The 19,517-nt window shown below is 71.4% G+C and carries 22 protein-coding genes; 18 read left to right on the plus strand and 4 right to left on the minus strand.

Annotated elements, in window-relative coordinates; genetic code table 11:
* The 8 genes from E1287_RS45795 (at position 1) to E1287_RS24010 (ending at position 5,557) form a co-directional block, all read left to right on the plus strand.
* Positions 1–870 carry a DUF5753 domain-containing protein gene (locus E1287_RS45795; protein ID WP_243719390.1) on the plus strand — a complete coding sequence of 290 codons (870 nt, stop codon included), beginning with the start codon at positions 1–3 and terminating at the stop codon, positions 868–870.
* Complete coding sequence (locus tag E1287_RS23980) at positions 867–1,064, plus strand: DUF397 domain-containing protein (RefSeq protein ID WP_131967305.1); 198 nt, start codon at positions 867–869, stop codon at positions 1,062–1,064. The genes E1287_RS45795 and E1287_RS23980 overlap by 4 nt, the downstream gene beginning before the upstream one ends.
* Positions 1,061–1,246, plus strand: a complete 186-nt coding sequence (locus E1287_RS23985) for a DUF397 domain-containing protein (RefSeq protein WP_131967306.1) — start codon at positions 1,061–1,063, stop codon at positions 1,244–1,246. The genes E1287_RS23980 and E1287_RS23985 overlap by 4 nt, the downstream gene beginning before the upstream one ends.
* Positions 1,243–1,443, plus strand: a complete 201-nt coding sequence (locus E1287_RS23990) for a DUF397 domain-containing protein (protein WP_131967307.1) — start codon at positions 1,243–1,245, stop codon at positions 1,441–1,443. Before E1287_RS23985 ends, E1287_RS23990 begins: the two co-directional genes overlap by 4 nt.
* Before the next feature lie 300 nt (positions 1,444–1,743).
* Positions 1,744–2,646, plus strand: coding sequence for a hypothetical protein (locus tag E1287_RS23995; RefSeq protein ID WP_131967308.1), 903 nt, complete (start codon positions 1,744–1,746; stop codon positions 2,644–2,646).
* A complete protein-coding gene (locus E1287_RS24000; RefSeq protein WP_165969159.1) occupies positions 2,643–3,245 on the plus strand; it encodes an ATP-binding protein in 603 nt (200 codons plus the stop codon). The genes E1287_RS23995 and E1287_RS24000 overlap by 4 nt, the downstream gene beginning before the upstream one ends.
* The gene (locus E1287_RS45800) at positions 3,242–4,780 is read left to right on the plus strand and encodes an ASCH domain-containing protein (RefSeq protein WP_243719392.1); all 1,539 of its coding nucleotides are present in this window, start codon (positions 3,242–3,244) and stop codon (positions 4,778–4,780) included. The genes E1287_RS24000 and E1287_RS45800 overlap by 4 nt, the downstream gene beginning before the upstream one ends.
* A gap of 219 nt (positions 4,781–4,999) precedes the next feature.
* On the plus strand, positions 5,000–5,557 hold the full coding sequence (locus tag E1287_RS24010; RefSeq protein ID WP_131967310.1) for an aminoglycoside phosphotransferase: 558 nt from the start codon (positions 5,000–5,002) through the stop codon (positions 5,555–5,557).
* A 67-nt stretch (positions 5,558–5,624) separates the two neighbouring features.
* Here E1287_RS24010 and E1287_RS24015 read toward each other — a convergent pair whose 3' ends face one another.
* The 4 genes from E1287_RS24015 to E1287_RS24030 form a co-directional block, all read right to left on the minus strand.
* Positions 5,625–6,254: a DUF4360 domain-containing protein gene (locus tag E1287_RS24015; RefSeq protein ID WP_131967311.1), complete on the minus strand. Its 630-nt coding sequence runs from the start codon at positions 6,252–6,254 to the stop codon at positions 5,625–5,627.
* A gap of 126 nt (positions 6,255–6,380) precedes the next feature.
* On the minus strand, positions 6,381–7,091 hold the full coding sequence (locus E1287_RS24020) for a YafY family protein (RefSeq protein ID WP_131967312.1): 711 nt from the start codon (positions 7,089–7,091) through the stop codon (positions 6,381–6,383).
* A gap of 29 nt (positions 7,092–7,120) precedes the next feature.
* The gene (locus E1287_RS24025; protein WP_131967313.1) at positions 7,121–8,071 is read right to left on the minus strand and encodes an alpha/beta hydrolase; all 951 of its coding nucleotides are present in this window, start codon (positions 8,069–8,071) and stop codon (positions 7,121–7,123) included.
* A 16-nt stretch (positions 8,072–8,087) separates the two neighbouring features.
* Positions 8,088–9,116, minus strand: a complete 1,029-nt coding sequence (locus E1287_RS24030) for a PHP domain-containing protein (protein ID WP_207934412.1) — start codon at positions 9,114–9,116, stop codon at positions 8,088–8,090.
* An 84-nt stretch (positions 9,117–9,200) separates the two neighbouring features.
* Here E1287_RS24030 and E1287_RS24035 point away from each other — a divergent pair, with 84 nt between their 5' ends.
* The 10 genes from E1287_RS24035 to E1287_RS24080 all read left to right on the plus strand — a co-directional run bounded on the left by E1287_RS24035 (position 9,201) and on the right by E1287_RS24080 (position 19,371).
* Complete coding sequence (locus E1287_RS24035) at positions 9,201–10,499, plus strand: sensor histidine kinase (protein WP_131967314.1); 1,299 nt, start codon at positions 9,201–9,203, stop codon at positions 10,497–10,499.
* Positions 10,496–11,161, plus strand: coding sequence for a response regulator transcription factor (locus E1287_RS24040; protein WP_131967315.1), 666 nt, complete (start codon positions 10,496–10,498; stop codon positions 11,159–11,161). Before E1287_RS24035 ends, E1287_RS24040 begins: the two co-directional genes overlap by 4 nt.
* 131 nt (positions 11,162–11,292) lie before the next feature.
* Entirely contained in the window at positions 11,293–12,258 is a 966-nt protein-coding gene (locus tag E1287_RS24045) for an alpha/beta hydrolase (RefSeq protein WP_207934413.1), read from the plus strand.
* Positions 12,248–13,378 carry an acyltransferase gene (locus E1287_RS24050; RefSeq protein ID WP_243719394.1) on the plus strand — a complete coding sequence of 377 codons (1,131 nt, stop codon included), beginning with the start codon at positions 12,248–12,250 and terminating at the stop codon, positions 13,376–13,378. Before E1287_RS24045 ends, E1287_RS24050 begins: the two co-directional genes overlap by 11 nt.
* 48 nt (positions 13,379–13,426) lie before the next feature.
* A complete protein-coding gene (locus tag E1287_RS24055) occupies positions 13,427–14,437 on the plus strand; it encodes an alpha/beta hydrolase (RefSeq protein WP_131967316.1) in 1,011 nt (336 codons plus the stop codon).
* Between the two features lie 64 nt (positions 14,438–14,501).
* A complete protein-coding gene (locus E1287_RS24060) occupies positions 14,502–15,674 on the plus strand; it encodes a helix-turn-helix domain-containing protein (protein WP_131967317.1) in 1,173 nt (390 codons plus the stop codon).
* Positions 15,675–15,767: 93 nt separating this feature from the next.
* Positions 15,768–16,688, plus strand: a complete 921-nt coding sequence (locus E1287_RS24065; protein WP_131967318.1) for an ACP S-malonyltransferase — start codon at positions 15,768–15,770, stop codon at positions 16,686–16,688.
* Complete coding sequence (locus tag E1287_RS24070; protein WP_131967319.1) at positions 16,685–17,653, plus strand: beta-ketoacyl-ACP synthase III; 969 nt, start codon at positions 16,685–16,687, stop codon at positions 17,651–17,653. The genes E1287_RS24065 and E1287_RS24070 overlap by 4 nt, the downstream gene beginning before the upstream one ends.
* Before the next feature lie 56 nt (positions 17,654–17,709).
* Positions 17,710–17,976, plus strand: coding sequence for an acyl carrier protein (locus E1287_RS24075; protein WP_131967320.1), 267 nt, complete (start codon positions 17,710–17,712; stop codon positions 17,974–17,976).
* Positions 17,977–18,063: 87 nt separating this feature from the next.
* A complete protein-coding gene (locus E1287_RS24080) occupies positions 18,064–19,371 on the plus strand; it encodes a beta-ketoacyl-[acyl-carrier-protein] synthase family protein (RefSeq protein WP_131967321.1) in 1,308 nt (435 codons plus the stop codon).
* Positions 19,372–19,517: the final 146 nt, after the last annotated feature.

Raw genomic sequence — 19,517 nt, forward strand, 5'->3', positions numbered from 1 at the left:
GTGACACCCTGGAGAGATGCCTTCCGGGAACGCCCCCACCGTTCGCCAGCGCCGGATCGGCTCGGCGCTCCGCAAAGCCCGCGACCACCGCAACCTGACCGTCGCCACCGCCGCCGGCCGCTTCGGCCGCTCCCAAGGCTGGCTGAGCATGGTCGAAAACGGCCTCCAGACCATCGCCCCAAACGAACTAAGCGCCCTCCTCGACTTCTACGCCATCAAAGACGGCCCCCTCCGCGAGTCCCTCCTCCACCTCGCCACCCAAAACTCGGCAAGTGGGAACGGGCATATGAGGACAGGATCTCCGCCGCAGCGCTCGACCTGGCCAGCCTGGAAGAGGACGCCGCCGAGATCCGCAACTTCGAGTCGAACTTCATCCCCGGCTTGCTCCAGATTCCGGACTACACCAGCAAGATCATCGCTGTCGGGCCCGCTACACACCCGCGCCACGTCAAGATGCTGGTCAATTTCCGGCAGTCCCGCCAGCACGTGTTAAGCCGTCCGGATCCGCCCCGCTACGTCCCAATCATCGCGGAGTCAGTCCTCTACAACCGGGTCGGCGGCGATCCCGCAATCCTGCGTGCCCAGATCCGGCGGCTGGCTCAAGCCGCCCGGCTCGATCACATACACCTGCGTGTCCTCCCGCGCACGGCTAGCGAATATCTCGCGCTCATCACCCCGTGCCTCCTCATCTCCCTGCGCCCGCCTGGGCGTCTCACCGTCTCCGTGAGCGACCAACTCACCAAGAGCATCTTCGTGGAGGACGAGAACGAGGTCGCGTCACATGAGGAGATCTTCAAGCTGCTGCTCTCGGTAACACTGAGCAGAACCGCTTCGCTGGAACTCATCGACGAGATAGCGTCGCAATCATGAACACCCCCGTACCGCCCCGGGTGCACTGGCACAAGAGCACCCACAGTGGCGCTCACGAAAGCAATTGTGTCGAGATTGCTGACTTCGATGACCACATCGCCATCCGCGACAGCAAGTCACCCCACACGGGCCATATCGCACTCACCCGTCAAGCCTTCGCCACGCTCCTCACCAACCTGACAGCGAAGCCATGAAAACTCCGGTTCTCTGGCGCAAGAGCACCCACAGCGGGGCCAACGAAGGCAATTGCGTCGAACTTGCCAACCTCAACGGCCACATCGCCATCCGCGACAGCAAGTCACCCCACACCGGCCACCTCGCCCTCACCCACCAAACCTTCGCCGCGCTCCTCACCCACCTGACATCGAAGCCATGAACACCCCACCACGCTGGCGCAAGAGCTCCCACAGCGGCGCCGTCGAGAACGACTGCGTGGAGAACGCCGACCCGGACGGCCACATCCCCGTCCGCGACAATGTGGTCATCATGGCCCAGGACGTCAGACTTCCCGAAGTCCTTGAACACATCGAAGCAGGCCGACTCGTGATCATCACTCCTGCACCGCCCTCCTAGCCGAGGTCGCGGGAGGAGACAGAACGGCCCCTGACAGTAAGCTCCCACCACCGCACACCTCAACCCTCACCCGCCAGTGCTTCACCGCACTCCTCACCCACCTACAGCGTTGAGGCATGGGAGCGGAGGAGGGGAGGGGGCCAGGCGGTCGGCTCCTCTCACGCCGCTACGAAGTAGGAACCGGGAACTCGTCCAGGGCCACCGAGTCGCGAGGCTGCCCACCCGGTCGCGATCGCAAGACTCGAGTCCCGACCCGGCCGTTCGTTGGGCTTTTTCTGGGCATTGTGTTTTGCTAAGAGCATGCCCACAAAGAGCCCAGGCGAGGGAGAGGTGGTCGCGGCGGTCACGCGCCTGCTGCGGCGCGGGCTGCCGGTCACCCCGGCCAGGGCGGACGCCGCCCTGCTGGACCTGCGCGGGGTCGTGGCCAGGGCGGTCGATCCCGCTGACATCGCCAGTCGCACCGCGGCGCTGGACGGAACCCTGCGCGGGCTGCTGGCCCGGTTTCCCGACACGCGCTACGCCCCGGCGGCCAGGGTGCTGTTCGGGCTGCCACCGGCCGAGCCGGGGTTGAACCTCACCGCACGGCGAGACCTCGCAGCCGAGCAGGCCGGCCACGAGGTCCACCACTTCCGCAAGCGGGTCGAGCCCAAGCTCATCGAGAAGATCGCCTGGGAGTTGCTGGCCGACGCCGACCGGTTCACCCGCACACCGATGATCGCCCCCCGGCTGGCCCCGGTCACCCTCCGCCAGCCTGTCCCGGCCGATCCGTTCGCCTGGGAGGTCACCGAACACGAGGAACAGCTGGCTCGTTTGTGGTCAGCCCTCTACGCCGCTCGTGCCGAACTGATCGCCGTCGAGCGGTTGATCAGCCTCCGCGCAAACCGGATCGACCTGATCCACGCGGCGGTGACCGCGGCCTGGCGCTGGGCTGCCGCCCGCGCCGAGGCGATCGGCTACCCCACCGACTACGCCCCGGAATCCGACACCTCGGTCGACGACCTACTCGCCCTGGCCGGCTGGACGCCGGAGCTGACCGAGTCGCAGGCGTCCCGGCTGACCGAGGCCGCCGCCGGTGGCGCCAGCCGTGACCAGTTCGTCCACGCCCTGCACGACGAAACCGGGCTGGCTAGGACCTGGGCGGACGGTTTGCTCGGCAAAGACCCGCATCCCACCGCCATCGACGAGAACGGATCGGCTCAGTGACAACGACAAACCCGCTTGCGGCGGCGATCGAGGCCGCAGCCGACGGCCCGTCACGCCGCTATGTCATCACCGGCGGCCCGTCGTCGGGCAAGGACGACCTGATCGAGCGGATCCACGCCGCCGGCATCCCCTGCATGCAGGAGGAGCCCGGTCGGGAGATCTACCGCAAGCACCGCGAACGGCTCGGACGGCACCTGCGCCGCGAGGACCGGCGCGAATACTCCCTAGAAGTGCTGGAGGCGTTCATCACCGAATACACCGCGCACACCAGCGGGATCAGGTTCTACAACCGCGGCATCCCCGATGGCTACGGCTGGGAAGGCTTCTTCGGGCTCAAGCCGACCCCCCGGCTGGAGGAGGCGACCCAGCGCTACCGCTACGACGCGATCTTCGTGCTGGACCCGCTGGACACCTTCGAAGACCCCGATGACATCGTCTGGGCCAAGGATCGCGAGATCCGCCGGGTCCACGAGCTAATCGTGCAGGGTTACTACGACGCCGGTTACGAGCCGGTGTTCGTCGCTCCCGACTCTGCCGCCGCGCGGCTGGACTTCATCTGCGCCAACCTGCGCCTGCCCAAACCGAGTCGGGGAGTGTGATCTCATTGCCCCGCAACGGGCAGTCGACGTTGTTGATCTCGCCGAACAGCGTCCTGGCCAACGCCCTGCTGCGCGCCATCGACCTCCTCAGGCCGCGCGTGCTGGCGACCCGGCCGGCACGGATCGAGTTCGTGGTCGGCACCCAGATCAACGGAGCTCCGCATCTCGGCACCAACCTGGTCCAGACCGCCGCTTTCCTGCTAGCCGAGATCGCCCGCCGCGAGTTCTCCATCGACACGATGGTGCGCTTCGGGGCACTGGACAACGCCCCACACGACGTCGTACTCGACCCCGAAACTCATCACGCCTACCAACAGACTTACATCCATGCCCTGGGCAAGGACAAGATCTCCGAACTGATCGACACCTACTATGTCGAGTTCTTCGACTCGCTGTCCGAGGCCACCGACACCGACTACGCGGTGGAGACTTACAGCGGCCAACAGGCAAGGCCGGGGTTCCGGGCGGAGTTCCTGCGCACCCTGGAACGGCTGGAGGACATTCGGTGGTGGATGGCGCCCTCGCACGGCACCGTCCACATCCGCATTCCCTGCCCCGACTGCGGCTGGGCGGAGAAACGCGCCGACCGGACCAAACTGGTCCGGCTCGACGAGGACGGTGCCACATTCACCGCAGTCTGCCTGGACCACGGCCCCTATGAGAGCCACGTCGACCCCGAGGACGATCAGCCCTACCTCGACCTGGCCACTCTCTATCGCAACCTGGTCAAAGAACGCGCATTCGGCCGCGACCGCGACGTCTTGCACGTGATGATGAAGGGCGGCGACTGGGCCTTCGGCTGCCAGCTTGTCGACGGCGCGCTGGGCGCGCTGGGCACCCCTGCCGCGCAAATGCCGATGCGGATCTTCACCCCACAGGTCCTCGCGCCGACCGGAGCGAAGCTGTCCAAGTCGCTCCTGCGCGGACAGGGCAAAGACGACCTGCCCGCCGACGTCGAGCCCTGGATGCTCGACACCACTACCTGGCCCGGCGAACTCGACAACTACGTCGATTCACTCGTCTGGCTCGTCGGCCGGTTACTTACCGATCCCAAGCACTTCTTCCGCTCGTTCACCGTCAAGGAACTCGGCCGCCTTATGACCGCACGACCCGGCACCCTGCCCGTCCGCGCCCACGAAATGGGCATCTACAAGCGCTATTTCGACCTGATCGCCACTGGCCGCAAGACCACCGAGATCCGCGTCAACGACTCCAGCCGCAAGAAGATCAAGGAAGGCTCGCTGATCCGGTTCCGCTGCCAAGGCGATCAGATCCTCACTCGGGTCACCCGAATTGCCCGCTACACCAGCTTCGAGGAAATGTTCGACCACGAGGCCGTCACCTCGGTCAATCCTCTGGCCACCCGGGACGAGCAGCTCGCGAACATCCGGCAGATCTACCCGCCCGAACGGGAAGCCCTGGGCGTCGTCGCCATCGGCATCGAACTCGTCGACCCGCCCCGCACCGACCCGGCGGCATCGTCTCGACATAGAGAACAGGACCCTGATGGCAGTCGAACGGATGCATTGGGCTGAGCTGCCGGAGGCCGTCCGGACGAAGGTCGAAGGCTGGACCGGGACCATCTACTCGGCGACGACCATGCCCGAGGGCAAGAACTCAGCGATAGCCGCCCTGCTCGATACCGACCGAGGAAGAGTCTTCGTGAAGGGGCTGCGCCAAGACCACGCGCGCCGCCGGACTCAGGAGATGGAGGCGGCGGTCGGCCCGTTCGTCGCGGAGATCTCCCCCGCTGCTTGCTCCGGCTGGTCGGCAACGGCTGGGATCTCCTGGTGTTCGAGGCGGTGGACGGGCGGCACGCCAGCTACACACCGGGTTCGCACGACCTTCCGCTTTTGATCGAGACCATGAAGAAGCTGGGCTCGATCCCTGCTCCCGACATTCCCATCAAACTGGCCGAGCAGCGCTGGAAGCCCTACTTCACCGAGCCCCAGCACGCGCACCTCTTGGCGGGCGATGCGCTCCTGCACACCGACTACGCGCCCGACAACGTCATCATCATCGACGGGCGCGCCGTTCTGATCGACTGGGCGTGGCCGACCAGGGACGCTGGATGGGTGGACCCGGCCTGCCTGATTCTGCGGCTCATGGCCGCCGGGCACAGCGCCGCACAGGCCGAAGAGGTCGTGAGCCCGCTCCCGGCGTGGTCGGTCGCCCCACCTGATGTCCTGGCCGCTTTCGCAGCGGCGAGTGCGAACCTGTGGACTGAGATCGCCGGGCACGACCAATCGTCGTGGACCAAAGCCATGGAGTTGGCCGCGCTCGAGTGGGCCGCCTACCGTGCAGCGCGCTGAAGCCGACTTGAGCGCGACGACGAAGTCAGACGAGTTCGAGAGGCGGAGGACGTGGTCGTTCGGCGGGCTAGGGGCAGCGTTTCCAGGTGAAGTGGTAGGTGGTGTGGGCTTCGGCGGCGATGGCGATGAAGCTGGTCTTCGACGGGTCCGAGGTTCCCTTGTCGACTCGGGCCTCGGTGTAGAGGTTGAGGTTCGGGTTCTCGTCGCACGGCTTGAAGGCGAGTTGGTCCGGTGGGGGGCGGTCCGTGAACGTCCACTCGTCGTCGTAGGGGCCGTGGAGGTGGTGTGCGGTCATGTCGGGCCGCGGCTGACCCGTGAAGAAGTGGGTGGCCTTGTAGGTGGCCGTCGCGCCTTCCTCCAGGGAAGCGAGACCGTGGTGGTCCGTCGACGAGACGGCGTAGGTGAACCCCTGCGGGACATGGACCTTTAGCGCGATCTGGCATCTCTTTCGGAAGGCCCAGGGATCCGACAAACCACCCGCCTGCGCCATGTACTCGCTGTAGATGACGGCGAACGCGTCCGCGCCGTTTCTGAGGGCCGCGCGGACGGTGCCGATGGGGCACCCGGAGTCGTGAACGGTCGCGATCTCGATGGCGACTCCGTCCGGGCCGTGGAGGAGGGGCGGACCGGCCGCGGCCGGTGTGACCGGCGTCGTGGCCACGGCGAGCGCGGCGGCCGCGGCGATCCCTCTGCGCATACGAATTTCCCCTTCGCTGGAGCGGACGCCATTGGGGAGGCGGCTTCAGGGCACCGGGAGGCTAACTTTTACGCCGTTCACTTTCAATCGGCAGAGAAGCCGTTCGGGCCTTTGAATTTTCATGCCTCAGACGAGTTCGAGGGAGCGGATGACGTAGTCGGTCGGTGGGGGCGACATCTCGTCGAAGCCGCGTTCTGGGGCGCGTTCGTCCAGGAGGGTGGCGCGGCGGATGCGGTCGGTGCGGAAGACGCGGGCGCCGTCGCGGAGGCGGCACCAGCCGATCAGGTACCAGCGCAGCGAGACCGCGGTGAACGCGACCGGTTCGACGTCGCGTTCGGTTTCGGTGCCGTCGGCGTCGACGTAGCGGAGCCGGACGACGCGGCGGGCGGACATCGCCTCCTCCAGGACGGCGGGCACCGAGGTGGGCGCCGGGTCGGTCCCGTCTGGCGGCGTCATGAAGCGGACGCGTTCGGCCAGCTCGCGGGCCGAGGCGCTGTCGGTCGCCGACATCGCCGCGACGATCTTGTGGAGGGCGGTGCGGGCGGACCGGGAGTACGGCGACCCGCCCGCCCGGGACAGGGTGATCGCGACCGCCACGGCCTCGGCGGGCGTGAAGTTCAGCGGCGGCAGCGTCCGGCTCTTGTCGAGGGTGTAGCCGCCGGCGCGGCCCACGTCCGCGAAGATCGGCACACCGGCCTGCTGCAGCGCGCCGATGTCGCGCTCGATCGTGCGGACGCTGACCTCGTACCGCGCGGCCAGCTCCCGCGCGCTGACCCGGCGCGGCGCGCAGGCCCGCAGCTCCTCGACGAGTGCGTACAAGCGGTCGGTGCGGTTCACGCGGCGACCGTACGCCCCGCCTCCGACATTCAGAGCCCGCGCAGGAAGCCGATCATGGCGTCGTTGACCTCGGCGGGGCGTTCCTGCTGCGTCCAGTGGCCGCAACCGGACAGCCAGACCGTGTCGCGGAGGTTCGGCACGAAGTCGCTCATGGAGCCGACCGCGTCCCGCGCGCCGACGGCGGTGACGTCGCGGTCACCGGCGATGAACAGGGCGGGCGGGCCGATCCGAGCCCGGTGCCAGGCGGCGGTGAGCTCCCAGTTGCGGTCGAGGTTGCGGTACCAGTTGACCGGTCCGGTGAAGCCGCTGGACGCGTACTCGGCCACGTAGGTCGCGATGTCGTCGTCGGTCAGCCAGGCCGGGAGCTTCTCGGGTTCCGCGAGCGTGTCGAGGAAGTCCCCGCCGTCCGGGATGGTCAGCAGGGGCGCGGGGGCCTCGCCCGACAGGCCGTACAGGACGCGGCGGAACGTGGCGGCCCGGTCGCGGTCGAGACCGGCTTCTGGGACGTCCGGCCGCTGGAAATGGACCATGTAGAAGCCGTCGCCGAACAGGCGGCGCATGGACTCGACCGGCGGTCTGCTGCCGCGCGGGCGGTGCGGCACCGACATCCCGATCACCCCGCGCACCAGGTCGGGGCGCATCTGCGCGGCCGCCCACGCGACCGGCGCACCCCAGTCGTGCCCGGCGACCACGGCGCGGTCGGCGTCGAGCGGGGCGATCAGGCCGACGACGTCCCCGGCCAGATGCAGGATCGAGTACTGGGAGACGTCCGCCGGGCCGCCAGTCCGGGCGTAGCCGCGCTGGTCCGGCGCGACGGCGTGGAAACCGGCGGCGGCTAGCGCGGTGAGCTGGTGCCGCCACGAGTACCAGCACTCGGGGAAGCCGTGCAGGAGCAGCACGAGCGGCCCCTCGCCCGCCTCGGCCACGTGCATGCGCAGCCCGCTCTCCGACTGGACGATGCGATGCGTGATCTCGGTCATCGGTACCCCAGGGTCCTCAGAGTGCGGAACGGGTCCAGGCGAGGAGGTCGCCGGCGGGCAGGGCGTTGACGATCTGGGACTCGGGGACGGCGCAGCGTGCGGCCCGTTCGCAGCCGTAGGGCTGCCAGTCGAGCTGGCCGGGGGCGTGGGCGTCGGAGTCGATGGCGAAGCGGCAGCCCGCCTCGACCGCCAGGCGCAGGAGGCGTTTCGGCGGGTCGAGGCGTTCGGGGCGCGAGTTGATCTCGACGGCGACGTCGTAGGCGGCGCAGGCGTCGAAGACGAGTGCGGCGTCGAACTCCGACTCGGGGCGCAGGCCGCCGCGTTTGCCGCCGGCTTTGACGATCCGTCCGGTGCAGTGGCCGAGGACGTTCACGCGCGGGTTCGCGATGGCGGCGACCATGCGTTTGGTCATCGCGACGCGGTCCATGCGGAGGTTGGAGTGGACGCTGGCGACGACGACGTCCAGCCGGTCGAGGAGGTCGGAGTCCTGGTCGAGGGTGCCGTCCTCCAGGATGTCGACCTCGATGCCGGTGAGGATGCGGAAAGGCGCGAGCGACTCGTTGAGCTCGGCGACGGCGTCTAGCTGGCGGCGGAGGCGGTCGGCGGACAGGCCGTTGGCGACCTTCAGGCGCGGGGAATGGTCGGTGAGGGCGAGGTATTCGTGGCCGAGCGCGCGTGCAGTCTCGGCCATTTCCCTGATGGGCGAGCCGCCGTCCGACCAGTCGCTGTGGGTGTGCAGGTCGCCTTTCAGGGCGGCGCGGATGGCGGCGGCGGCCTCGTCCACGGGCTCGCCTTCGGTGGCCTCCAGGCGGCGCAGGTAGACGGGGGTCTCGCCGCGCAGCGCCTCCTCGATCACGAGGGCGGTGACCTTGCCGATGCCGGGCAGGGCGGTCAGCGTGCCCGCCTCGGCGCGGGCGGCGAGGTCGTCGCGGGACGTCCGCCCGGCGAGGTCGGCGGCCGTGCGGAAGGCCCGCACGCGGTAGGTCGGCTCGTGGGCGCGCTCCAGCAGGAACGCGATACGGCGCAGGGCTTCGACGGGCTCCACGCATCGCACCGTACCCAGGTATGACACGACGTGTCCCACCACGGTGTCATCCAGGTACGCCCGGGTCTTCTCTAGCCTGGGCTCATGGCCGGGGAGAACGCGCTGCTGCGGTACGTCCTGCGGGACGTTCTCCTGGCCGCCGCGGTGACGGGCCGGGCCGACCCGGCGCCGCTCGACCGTCCCTGGCCGTTCCTGCTCAGATGGACGCGGTTCGTCGGCGTCGGGCGGGCGCGGTTCGGGGTCGTGGTGAACGCGCTCGGGCTCGCGCTGACCGTCATCATGATCGGCGGGACGATATCGCTGCTGTCGGACGAGTCGATGCGGCGCGGCGCCGAGATGTCCGCCGCGACCGAGCTGTTCATCGCGCTCGCGGTGACGGCGCCGTTCGTGCTGCGCGACCTGCATCCGCTCGCCGCGTGGCGGTGGAGCTTCCTCGGAACGCTGCTGGTCGACGTCGGCGGGTGGCTGAGCACGCCGTACGTCCCGTGGGGCGCGATCACCGCGCTCGCCTGCGTGTACACGGTGGCGGTGCGCTGCTCGCGAGACGTCACGCTCGGCGTCGCGATGCTGTCGTTCGCCGGAGTGTGGCTCAAGGACTCGGAGACGGCTCTCAACGCGTCGGTGCTGCTCGTCCCGCCGCTGGCGGTGGGGTACGCGGTCCGGCTCCGGCAGACCTCGCGGCGGCAGCTGGCCGAGCAGCGGCTGCGGCTCGCCGAGGAGGAGCGGCGGCACCAGGACGCCGAGGCGGTGCTGACCGAGCGGCAGCGGATCGCGCGGGAGCTGCACGACGTCGTCGCGCACCACATGTCGATGATCGCGATCCAGGCGGAGGCGGCGCCCTACAAGGTCGACGCGATCCCGGACGAGACCCGCCGCGACCTCGCCGAGATCCGCGCGACGGCGCTGGACGCGCTGACGGAGCTGCGCCGGGTCCTCGGCGTCCTGCGCTCGGCGGACGGCGCCGAGACCGCGCCGCAGCCCGGCCTCGACCGGCTGGACGACCTCGTGAGCAACGCGCGGGCAGCGGGGCTGCGGGTCACGACCCGGCTGGACGGCGACCTCGCCGGGCTCCCGCCGGGCGTGGGCCTCACCGCGTACCGGATCCTGCAGGAGGCGCTGAGCAACGCGATGCGGCACGCGCCGGGTTCGCAGGTGGAGGTCGAGGCGTCCCGCGCGGACGGCATAGTGTGGCTCGGCGTCGTCAACGGGCCGCCCGCCGACGGCCAGGCCCCGGGCCCGGGGCTTCCTGGCGGGGGCCACGGGCTGGTCGGGATGCGGGAGCGGGCCACCGCGCTCGGCGGCGAGCTGACCGCCCGCCCCACACCGGACGGAGGATTCGCGGTGACCGCCAACCTGCCGGTGAAGGCGCGGGAGCGGACGTGACGGTCCGCGTCGTGATCGTCGACGACCAGGGCATGGTGCGCGCCGGGTTCGGCGTGCTGCTGAACGCGCAGCCCGACATCGAGGTCGTCGGCGAGGCCGTGAACGGCGAGGAGGGCCTGCGCCGCGTCGCCGCGCTGCGTCCCGACGTGGTGCTGATGGACGTCCGGATGCCGGTCATGGACGGTCTGGAGGCGACCCGCCGCATCCTCGCGGACGCCGCCGACGACGCCCCGAAGATCCTCATGCTCACCACGTTCGACCTGGACGACTACGTCTACGAGGCGCTGCGCGCAGGGGCGAGCGGGTTCCTGCTGAAGGACGCGTCCGCGACGGAGCTGGCGGACGCCGTCCGGATCGTGGCGGCGGGCGACGCGCTGCTGTCGCCGTCGATCACCCGGCGGCTCATCGCGGAGTTCTCCCGGCTCGGCGGGCCGCGGGCGCCGTCCCGGGCGCGGCTGGCGGAGCTGACGGAGCGGGAGACCGAGGTCCTGACGCTGGTGGCGCGCGGCCTGTCCAACGGTGAGATCGCGCACGCGCTCGTCGTCGCGGAGCAGACCGTCAAGACGCATTTCGGGCGGATCCTGATGAAGCTCGGGCTCCGGGACCGCCCGCAGGCGATCGTCTACGCCTACGAGGTCGGGCTGGTCCGTCCGGGCGACTGATACTCAGGGCGCATCCGTGGCACCGGGGTCGCATCCCGGAAGACCACACCGCCGGTTGATCCGCGCTACGGCCTCCGGTTTCTAGCTTCCTGGTCAGTGCTTCAAGCCACTGACCAGGGAGGACGTTTCGGGTGCCCAGCGTTCGCAAGGCCGTCGCGGTCGTGTCCGTCCTGGCGATGGCCGGGTCCGCGGCCGGGTCGGCGGCCGCCGCGACCGGTGACGCGGACGTGTACGCGGCCCCCGGCCCGGCGCCCGGCCTCTCGGCGGCGACGCTCGACCTCCGCTACCAGGCCGCCGGCCGGGAGATCGAACGCGCGCTGGCGACCGCGCGGCACGTCCGCGACGGCGACCGGACGCGCGCGTTGACGGCGTTCCTCGGCGGCGGACGGCGGTTCCTGTCGTTCGATCCCCGAGGCCGTGGACGGGTCGTCGAGGTCATCGGCGACCTGCGGCGCGCCGACCGGATCGCCGTCGTGGTGCCCGGCGCGGACAACTCGCTGACCAACTACGACTCCCCCAAGTTCGCGGGTGGCGGCGGCCGGGCGCTCTACCGGCAGGCCCGCGCCGCCGCGCCGGGCGCACGACTCGCCTTGATCGCCTGGCTCGGCTATGACTCGCCGTCGTCGCTCAGCACCGGCGTCCTGACGAGCGGACGGGCCGAGGAGGGCGCGCCGGTCCTGCGCCAACTCCTCACCGCCGTTCACCGCGTCAACGGGCATGGACGGTTCGCGCTGCTCTGCCACAGCTACGGCTCGGTGGTCTGCGCCAAGGCGGCCCCGCATCTCGCGCCACTGCCGGTGGACGAGATCGCCCTGTTCGGCAGCCCCGGCACCACGGCGGACAGCGTCGCGGACCTCCGGACGTCCGCCCGCGTCTGGGCGGGCCGCGCTAAGGGCGACTGGACGCGGTACGTGCCGAACGTCCGCTTCGCGGGCCTGGGGTTCGGGCGCGACCCCGTCTCGCCGGGCTTCGGCGCGCTGCGCTTCGACGCCGGGACGGGCCCGCACAGCGCCTACCTGAGGCCCGGCTCCCGCGCGCTCCGCAACCTCGCCCTGATCGCCCTCGGCCGCGCCGCGGAGGTCACCCGTGCTTGTTGAGCCGGCAGCGCGCCCGGCCGTTCACGACTCGTCCCCTCGCGACCTGGCCGTCGACGCGCTGCGCGCCTTCGCGATCCTGGGCGTCGTCCTCGGCCACTGGCTGGTCACCGCCTTCGTCTCGGACGGCTCCAGAGAGCACCTGCGCGTGACAAGCCCACTGAAGACGATGCCGGACCTCACCCCCATCTCGTGGGTGCTGCAGACGCTCGCCGTGTTCTTCCTCGTCGGCGGCTACGCCGCGGCGAAAGGGCTTCGTCCCGGCCTGCCGTGGGGCCCGAGGCTGCGGCGGCGCCTGGCCCGTTTCGCGCGGCCGGTGCCCGTCCTGCTCCTCGCCTGGCTCCCGGCCGCGGCCCTCCTGCGATGGGCGGGGTTCTCGGCGGACGGCGTCCGCACGCTGATCGAACTGGTGATCAGCCCGCTGTGGTTCCTTGGCGTCTACGTTGTGCTCACGGCGGCGACTCCCCTGATCGCGGCCGTCTGGGCCCGGCTCCGGCTCCGCGGCGCGGCCCTGCTCGTCGCCGCGACCGCCGTGATCGACATCGGCCGCTTCGCACTGGACGCGCCCGCCTGGACGGGCTGGGCCACCGTCCTCACCGGCTGGCTCGTGCCGTTCTACCTCGGCATCGGCTGGGCGGAGGGGGCGCTGCGCTCCCGCCGGGCCGGGCTCGTCCTGGTCGGCGGAGGCGCGGCGGGGACCGCCGGGCTGATCCTGTTCGCCGGGTATCCGGCGAGCATGGTCGGCGTGCCGGGCGCGGCGGTCTCCAACCTCAGCCCGCCCACGCTCGCGGCCGTGTCGTTCGGCCTCGCCCAGACGGGCCTGGCGCTGCTCCTGCACGGCCCGCTGACCCGCTGGACGCGACGCGCCCGGGTGCGGGCCGCGATCTCCGCGTCCGGCCGCTCCGCCATGACGATCTTCCTGTGGCACCAGACCGCGCTGCTGGGCGTCACGGTCGGGGCGCTGCTCGCCTTCGGTACCCTGCCAGGACTGCACACCGCGCCTGACCAGCCGGAATGGGTCGCCGAACGGCTCGTCTGGCTGGCCGTCTTCGCCGTCGCGCTCGCCGCGCTCGGGGTCGGGGCGCGGCGCTGTGAACGGCCCCGCGCGGCGCCCCGGATGTGACACGCGCCACGACGCCCCCGGACGATCTTGGATGGTAGAAAGACGACGATGCCGCCGCCACGCACGATCGTCCCGAAGCGCGCCCGACGGCTCCGTAGAGCCCTGGCCTGCGCCGTGTCCATCACGGCGGTCCTGCTGACGACCGCCGGGACCGGGCACGCCGACCCCTACGCGCCGCCCGTCGCCGTCCCCGACATGGCGCCCTCCACGCTGGACGTCCGGTACACCGCCGAGCGCCGGTCCATCGAGAGGGCCCTCACGACGGCGCAGGACGTCGGCGACACCGACCGGGCGCGGGCCCTCGGCGCGTTCCTCCGGCCGGGCCGCCGGTTCCTCCACTTCGACGCGCGCGGCAACGGGCGGGCCGTCGAGGTCATCGGCGACCTCACCCGGGCGCGGCGGATCGCGGTCCTCGTGCCCGGCGCCGACACGACGCTGACGACGTTCGACACGCGCGGCGGCAAGCCGTGGTCGACGCCGGGCGGCGGCGCGCACGCCCTCTACGCGCAGGCCGCGGCCGGGTCACCCGATCCTGAACTGGCCGTGGTGGCATGGCTCGGATACGCGGCGCCGGAGACGTTCAGCAACGACGTCCTCACCGACGAGCGCGCCGGTGAGGGAGGCGTGGCGCTTCGCCGCTTCCTGAAGGGCGTCCACGCCGTCAACCCGTCCGTCGGCGTCGGGCTGCTCTGCCACAGCTACGGCTCCGTGGTGTGCGGCCGGGCGGCACTGGACGGCCCCGACACCGCGGCCTGGCGGCAGGTCACCGACATCGCCCTCTACGGCAGCCCCGGCACCGCCGCGCCGACGGCCGCGAAACTCGGCGGCGCCGCCCGGATCTGGGCCGGACGGGGCACGACCGACTGGATGGAGGACGTCCCCCACGTCCGCGTCTTCGGGCTCGGGCTCGGCCCCGACCCCGTCTCGCCGGGGTTCGGCGCGCGGGTGTTCGACGCGGGCGGCGGCGGGCACAGCGACTACCTCCGGCCCGGCTCCGCCTCGCTCCGCAACCTCACCGCCATCGCGCTCGGACACGCCGCCGGGGTGACACCCGCCTGACCGGCGCACGGAAAGGTGCGACCGCGATGGGCCGGTCACCTCCGGGTAATGGCACCCTGGGGAGGTGGACACCGCGAGCGAGGCCGAGATACGCGAGCAGACGACCCAGCGCCTGGAGAAGGCGATGGGGACGTTCGGCACCGCGGCGCTGAACCGCATGGAGGAGCAGCTCCCCTGGTTCCGGCGCATGCCCGCCGACCAGCGCTCCTGGATCGGCCTCGTCGCGCAGGCGGGCATCGCCGCGTTCGTCGAATGGTTCAAGAACGAGGAGAAGACCCGTCCGGCCATCGCCGGGGAGGTGTTCGGCACCGCGCCCCGCGAGCTGCTCCGCGCCATCAAGCTGCAGCACACCATCGACATGGTCCGCGTCATCATCGACGTGGTGGAGACCCGGCTGGACGAGCTCGCCGCGCCCGGCGGCGAGGCCCAGCTCCGCGAGGCGATCCTGCGCTACACCCGCGACGTGGCGTTCGGCGCCGCGCAGGTGTACGCCCGCGCCGCCGAGACCCGCGCCGCCTGGGACGCGCGGCTGGAGGCCCTCGTCGTCAACGCGGTGCTGCGCGACGAGGTCGACGACGGCATGCACTCGTGGGCCGCCGCGCTCGGCTGGACGTCCAAGCCCGTCACGGTCATCGCCGGGTTCACGCCGGAGGACGAGGAGCCCGAGGTCACCATCGACCAGATGCAGCTGGCCGCGCGCCGCGCCCGCGCCGACGTGCTCGCGGGCGTGCAGGGGCGCCGCGTCATCGTCATCGTCGGCGGCGACACCGACCCGATGGACGCGGCCCGGCCGATCGCCGCCAAGTGCGGGCCCGGCCCCGTCGTCGTCGGCCCGCAGGTCCCCGACCTGTACGACTCGACCCGGTCCGCGCAGGCCGCCGTCGCGGGGCTGCGCGCCGCCGCCGGATGGCCGGACGCGCCCCGCCCCGTCCAGGCCAACGAGCTGCTGCCCGAGCGGGCCCTGGACGGCGACGACGACGCGCGCCGCCACCTGGTGGAGAACGTCTACAACCCGATGCTCGCCGCGGGCGCCCCGCTTCTCGACACCCTGACGACCTATCTGGAGCAGGGCTCGTCGCTGGAGGCGACCGCGCGGCTGCTGTTCGTCCACCCCAACACCGTCCGGTACCGGCTCCGCCGCGTGACCGAACTCACCGGCCTCGCGCCGACCGACGGGCGCAACGCGTTCACCCTCCGTATCGCACTGGTCCTTGGACGCTTCCAAAAGCGCTGGTAATCACGGGCTTGTAGGGGTTGTACAAAGGGGTCCGACCAAACTTCGTGCTGATCCGCATCGTAGAGCGGGGGGCGTTGCCGTCAGGCTGGTCTGGTGATTCTCCTCGCATCGCCCGGCCAGGGCGCCCAGACCCCCGGCTTCCTGCAGCCTTGGCTAGAGATCCCCGGAGTCGCCGACCGCCTGGCCTGGTGGTCCGCCGTCACGGGGCTCGACCTGGTCCGCTACGGGACGACCGCGGACGCCGAGGAGATCCGCGACACCGCGGTGGCGCAGCCGCTGCTGGTCGCCGCCGCGCTCGCCGCCTACGAGGCCCTGTACGGCGCCGAGGACGGCGTCCCCGCCGTGGTCGCCGGGCACAGCGTCGGCGAGCTGGCCGCGGGAGCGATCGCCGGGGTCCTGTCGCCCGAGGCGGCGCTGGTCCTCGTCCGGGAGCGGGGACGGGCGATGGCCGAGGCCGCCGCCGTCACCGAGACCGGGATGACCGCCGTGCTCGGCGGCGAACCCGACGAGGTCCTCGCCTCCATCGACAAGCACGGGCTCACCGCCGCGAACGTCAACGGCGCCGGCCAGGTCGTGGCCGCCGGGACGGTCCAGGCCCTCACCGGGTTCGCCGACGACCCGCCCGCGAAGGCGCGGCTCCGTTCGCTGTCGGTCGCCGGGGCGTTCCACACCGAGCACATGGCGCCCGCCGTCGACGTGCTCCGCCGCGTCGCGTCCGGCGCGCCCGTCGCCGCCCCGCGGACGCGGCTGCTGCAGAACCGCGACGGCGCCGTCGTCGAGGACGGCCCCGAGTTCGTCGCGCGGCTCGTCGAGCAGGTCAGCGCGCCCGTCCGCTGGGACGCGTGCATGGCGACGATGCGCGACCTCGGCGTCACCGCGATCATCGAGCTGCCGCCCGCCGGGACGCTGACCGGCCTCGCCCGCCGCGAGCTGCCGGACGTCGAGCGGGTCGCCCTCAAGACCCCCGCGGACCTCGACAAGGCCCGCGAGCTGATCAAGGCGGACGCGTCATGACCGGCGGGCTCCGCATCCCCGAGGCGGCGGCCGGCGCCCGCATCCTGGCGTTCGGCGACTACCGCCCCGCTCGGATCGTCACCAACGACGAGCTCGCGGAGACCGTCGACACCAGCGACGAGTGGATCCGCAGCCGCGTCGGCATCGCCGAGCGCCGCATCGCCGGGGACGACGAGGGCATCGTCGAGCTCGGCGCGCACGCGGGCGGGAAGGCGCTCGCGGGCAGCGGGCTCGCCCCGTCCGACATCGACCTGGTGATCCTCGCCACCTGCTCGGCGGAGTCGCCGATGCCGGGCTACGCCCCGCAGGTCGCGCACCGGCTCGGCATCGACGCCCCCGGCGCGTTCGACATCAACGCGGCCTGCGCCGGATTCTGCTACGCGCTCGCGACCGCGAGCGCCGCCGTCCGGGCGGGCAGCGCCCGCAACGTGCTGGTCGTCGGCTCGGAGAAGATGTCCCAGTGGCTCGACTGGACCGACCGCTCCACCTGCATCATCTTCGCTGACGGCGCCGGCGCCGCGGTCGTCGCGGCCAGCGACTCGCCCGGCATCGGCCCGGTCGTGTGGGGCAGCGCCGGCGACAAGCACGACAAGATCATCATTCCGACCCGGCACTCGTTCATCCAGCAGGAGGGGCAGGCGGTGTTCCGCTGGGCGACCACCGCCATCGCGCCGGTCGCGGTCGAGGCGTGCGAGCGCGCCGGGATCCGGCCGGAGGACCTCGCCGCCATCGTCCCCCACCAGGCCAACCTGCGGATCATCGAGGCGATCGCCCGCAAGGTGAAGGCCAAGGACGCCGTCGTCGCCGACGACATCGTCCAGTCCGGCAACACCTCGGGGGCCTCCATCCCGCTGGCCCTCTCCCGCATGATCGAACGCGGCGACGTGCCGTCCGGCGCCCCGGCCCTCCTGGTCGGGTTCGGCGCCGGGCTGTCCTACGCCGCCCAAGTCATCCAGATCCCGTAGGCCGTCACGCCTGCTCGCAGGCTCTGGACCAACCCACCGAAGGAGAAACGCAGATCATGGCAGAAGTCGCCACCGAACAGCAGATCCTGGACGGCCTCGCGGAGATCATCGACGACATCGTCGGCATCGACAAGTCCGAGGTGACCCCGGAGAAGAACTTCATCGACGACCTCGACATCGACTCGCTGTCGATGGTGGAGATCGCCGTGGCCGCGCAGGACCAGTTCGGCGTCGAGATCCCCGACGACGAGCTGCGCAACCTGAAGACGGTGAAGGACGTCGTCAACTTCGTCCAGAGCAACGAAGCCCCGGCCAAGAGCTGACGCGGTCGGGCGTGCCGCCGTCCCGGCGACCCGGGACGGCGGCGTGCCCGCACCCGCCCCCTTTTCAGTCCGCAAGGAGCACCTGCCATGAGCAAGAGCCAGACCAGAGTCGTCGTGACGGGTCTCGGTGCAACGACCCCACTCGGCGGGGACCTGCCGTCGACCTGGTCCGCCCTGCTCGCCGGAGAGTCCGGGGTGCGGCCCCTGACCTTCGAGGGCGTCGAGGACCTGCCGGTCCGGTTCGCGGCGACGCTGAAGGCCGACCCGGCCGACACGCTGCCGCGGCAGTCGCTGCGCCGCCTCGACCGCAACCAGGCGATCGCGCTGATCGCGGCGCGGGAGGCGTGGGCGGACGCCGGGTTCGCCCCGTCGCGCGGCGGCAAGCCGCAGAAGGGCATGGACAAGGCCGGCGTCGACGGCGGGTTCGACGTGGACCTCGACCGGCTCGGCGTCGTGGTGTCCAGCGGCATCGGCGGCCTGCACACCGCCCTCAACAGCTACGACGTCTACCGGGAGAAGGGCTGGGCGCGGGTGTCGCCCTTCACCGTCCCGATGCTGATGCCGAACGGCGCGTCCGGGCACGTCGGCATCGAGTTCGGCGCCACCGCGGGCTCGCACGCCCTGGTCAGCGCGTGCGCGTCCAGCGGCGAGGCCATCGGCTACGCCATCGACATGATCCGCGCGGGCCGCGCCGACGTGATCATCTGCGGCGGCACCGAGGCGTGCATCCATCCGCTGCAGATGGCGTCGTTCGGCTCCATGCGCGCTCTGTCGACCCGCAACGACGAGCCGGAGCGCGCGTCGCGCCCCTACGACAAGAACCGCGACGGGTTCGTCCTCGGCGAGGGCGCGGCGGTGATGATCCTGGAGACGGAGGAGCACGCCCGCGCCCGCGGCGCCCAGATCTACGGGATCGCGTCCGGCGCCGGCTACTCCAACGACGCGTTCGACATCGTGCTGCCCGAGCCGACCGGCTCCGGGCAGGCCAAGGCGATGCAGCGGGCCCTCGCGGACGCCGGCCTGGAGGCGGCCGACATCGTCCACATCAACGCGCACGCCACCTCGACGCCCGCCGGCGACGTCGCCGAGCTCGCCTCGATCAAGACGGGCCTAGGCGAGGAGGTCGCCTCCAAGGTCGTCGTCACCGCGACCAAGTCGATGACCGGGCACCTGCTCGGCGGCGCCGGCGCGCTGGAGTCGATCTTCACGATCCTGGCGCTGAAGGAGGGCCTCGTCCCGTTCGTCGCCAACCTGGAGGACCTCGACGACGAGGCCGACCTGGACATCGCCCGCGACGAGCCCCGCAAGCTCCCCGACGGCCCCGCCGCGGCGCTCAGCAACTCGTTCGGCTTCGGCGGCCACAACGTGTCGGTCGCGTTCGAACGCGCCCTCTGACGGCTCTCGAACGGCCTGGCGGGTTCTCACCCGCCGGGCCGTTCTGCGTTCTGCTCCTGGTGCGGCCGGGTCGCGGCGGCTGCCGGGTCGGCGGCCGGGGTCGCGGCGGCGGCGATCCATGCGGGGCGCGCACGTTGCGGGACGAG

Source organism: Actinomadura sp. KC06 (assembly GCF_004348735.1).
Lineage (GTDB): Bacteria > Actinomycetota > Actinomycetes > Streptosporangiales > Streptosporangiaceae > Spirillospora.